The organism is Burkholderia sp. APQ4-4ca (assembly GCF_057837105.1).
The window spans coordinates 1-2,482 of record NZ_JBYQCG010000169.1; the positions used below are offsets into that span (position 1 = coordinate 1).

Genomic DNA, 2,482 nt, shown 5'->3' on the forward strand with positions numbered 1-2,482 from the left:
TGTTGGCCGCGCTTTGATACAGCGCCTGCAGGTCTCCGCCCGACCAGAAATCCTTCTCGAAGCGTTCGGTCTGCGCGCGTGCGCGGCGGATCGCGAACCACTTGCGGAAGATGAAGGTCCACGACATCAGCGACAGCAGCAGCAGCAGCCCCATCACGGCCTGGGCCAGCACGCTCGCGTTGAGGACGAGGGAAATGATCGACAGGTCTTGAACAGTATTCATAGAGGTTTGAGTAACGTCCCTTCGGGAATGCCCGGCAAGGGCGTCCGGTGTGCGTGCGGCGCGGCGCGCCGGCGATGCCCGACGCCGAACCTTGCTTAGTATCGAATCAGAACGGCAAGTTCATAGGCTGTATCTAAACGGCGCTCATGCGAGCTTCGTTGACAGACCGGTCTGCCCGGTGTCGATGACGGGCCCGCGATGCAGCGCGTCGAGCACGGCCGGCGGGATGGCCGCGGGCCGGATGCCGTGACGGTCGACGCAGCCGAGGCGGATCTGCCCGGCCACGAGCAGCGTGTCGCCACACCAGGCTTCCTGCGTGAATTCCACCGATGCGCGGCCGATGCGTCCGGGCCGGCTCGTGATCGTCAGCGTGTCGTCGAGTCGCGCCGGCGCGCGGTAGTCGAGCGACGTGCTGCGCACGATGAAGATCGCATCGGTATCGTCGGCGAGCCGACGCTGGTCGACGCCGCATGCGCGAAGCCACTCGGTGCGGGCGCGCTCGAAGAACTTCAGGTAGTTGGCATAGAAGACGATGCCGCCTGCATCGGTATCCTCGTAGTACACGCGCACCGGCCAGGTAAAGCCGGACGGCGCTTCCGGGGAGCGGGTAGGCTGAGTCATGGCGCGCATTCTACCGGAAGGCAAAGACGGGATTCGTAACCGATTCGTAACGGAATGTAGTGCGTCGTAGCACACCGCGGGCCGGCCGCAGGCGGGCCTGCGGCGGCGGGCGACGCGTCAGCCGCGATGGATCGTGAGGCCGGCCGGCGCTTGCGCGACCGGCATCATTTCGATCGTATTGATGTTGACGTGCGCGGGACGCGTGGCGATCCAGTAGATCGTGTCGGCGATGTCCTCGGCCGTGAGCGGCTGGACGTTCTCGTAGACGTTCGCCGCCTTTGCATCGTCGCCGCGGAAACGGACGTTCGAGAATTCCGTGCCGCCGCACAGGCCCGGCTCGATGTCGGTGACGCGCAACGGCGTGCCGATCAGGTCGGTACGCAGGTTCAGGCTGAATTGTCTGACGAAAGCCTTGGTCGCGCCGTATACGTTCCCGCCTGGATACGGATAGGTGCCGGCCACCGAGCCCAGATTGAAGATATGGCCGCGACCACGCGCGATCATGCCGGGCAGCAACGCGTGCGTGACGGTCACGAGGCCTGAGCAGTTCGTGTCGATCATGGTCTGCCATTCGTCGAGGCTCGCCTTCTGGGCAGGCTCGACGCCGAGCGCGAGGCCGGCGTTGTTGACGAGCACGTCGAGCGCGGCGAATTCGGCGGGAAGGGAGGCCGGCACGGCTTCGACGGCCGCGCGGTCGCGCACGTCGAGCTCGAACGGCAGCAGTGCGTCGCCGAGTTCGGCCGCGAGCGCGTCGAGGCGATCCTTGCGGCGCGCGGTGGCGACGACACGATGGCCGCCCTTGACGAAGGCGCGGGAGATGGCGGCGCCGAAGCCGGCGGACGCACCTGTGACGAACACGATCATTGCTGCTCCTGGTCGGTAACGGAATAGCGGGTGGAATCCCGCAAGCCTACTGAGAATGCCGCACCGCGGCAAGACGGCGAAGTGTTTCGGCACGGGCGCGTAGAGTCCGGCCCTTATTGTTTGGAGGCCACTGCCGTGCGGTTGCCTATTCATGACGCATCCAATACACTAATGCGCTCATCACCCCTGCGTGACTGGCGATAGAACCCTTCGGGTTCAAGGTGGAGCATCCCACCGTGAAGCGCGGGGCGCCGTTTTTGCCGTTCGCCTGGGCAGCCGTTGTGCGCCGTCGCGTGCATCGCCGGTGGCTGTCCTGCCTCGCGTCATACGGATTCTTCCGCCACGTCGAGCTGGTCTCGCCAGCAGCGCACCGTACTCGGCCGCTCCGGTCAACCTGTACACACTTAACGGAACCCGTATGTTTGACAGAGCCCAAAGCACCATTGCGAACGTCGATCCCGAAATCTTTGCAGCGATCGAGCAGGAAAACCGCCGCCAGGAAGATCACATCGAGCTGATCGCGTCGGAAAACTACACGAGCCCGGCCGTGATGGCCGCCCAAGGCTCGCAGCTCACGAACAAGTACGCGGAAGGGTATCCGGGCAAGCGCTACTACGGCGGCTGCGAGTACGTCGACGGGGTCGAGCAGCTGGCGATCGACCGTGTGAAGCAACTGTTCGGCGCGGAAGCCGCGAACGTGCAGCCGAACTCGGGTTCGCAGGCGAACCAGGGCGTGTTCTTCGCGATGCTCAAGCCGGGCGACACGATCATGGG

At 65.0% G+C, this 2,482-nt stretch carries 2 protein-coding genes, 2 pseudogenes and 1 riboswitch; of the genes and pseudogenes, 1 reads left to right on the plus strand and 3 read right to left on the minus strand.

Features of this window, described 5'->3' with window-relative positions; translation table 11 throughout:
* The 3 genes and pseudogenes from AC3IFE_RS19200 to AC3IFE_RS19210 all read right to left on the minus strand — a co-directional run.
* A pseudogene (locus tag AC3IFE_RS19200) lies at positions 1–223 on the minus strand (protein TolQ); the annotation flags it as partial.
* Between the two features lie 144 nt (positions 224–367).
* The gene (ybgC, locus tag AC3IFE_RS19205; protein ID WP_489191587.1) at positions 368–853 is read right to left on the minus strand and encodes a tol-pal system-associated acyl-CoA thioesterase; all 486 of its coding nucleotides are present in this window, start codon (positions 851–853) and stop codon (positions 368–370) included.
* Between the two features lie 108 nt (positions 854–961).
* Positions 962–1,708, minus strand: coding sequence for an SDR family NAD(P)-dependent oxidoreductase (locus AC3IFE_RS19210; RefSeq protein ID WP_089466753.1), 747 nt, complete (start codon positions 1,706–1,708; stop codon positions 962–964).
* Positions 1,709–1,888: 180 nt separating this feature from the next.
* A riboswitch (ZMP/ZTP riboswitch) is annotated at positions 1,889–1,989 on the plus strand.
* 137 nt (positions 1,990–2,126) lie between these two features.
* On the opposite strand from AC3IFE_RS19210, the pseudogene glyA reads away from it, so the two are divergent.
* Positions 2,127–2,482 (plus strand): annotated as a pseudogene (gene glyA, locus AC3IFE_RS19215) (serine hydroxymethyltransferase); the annotation flags it as partial.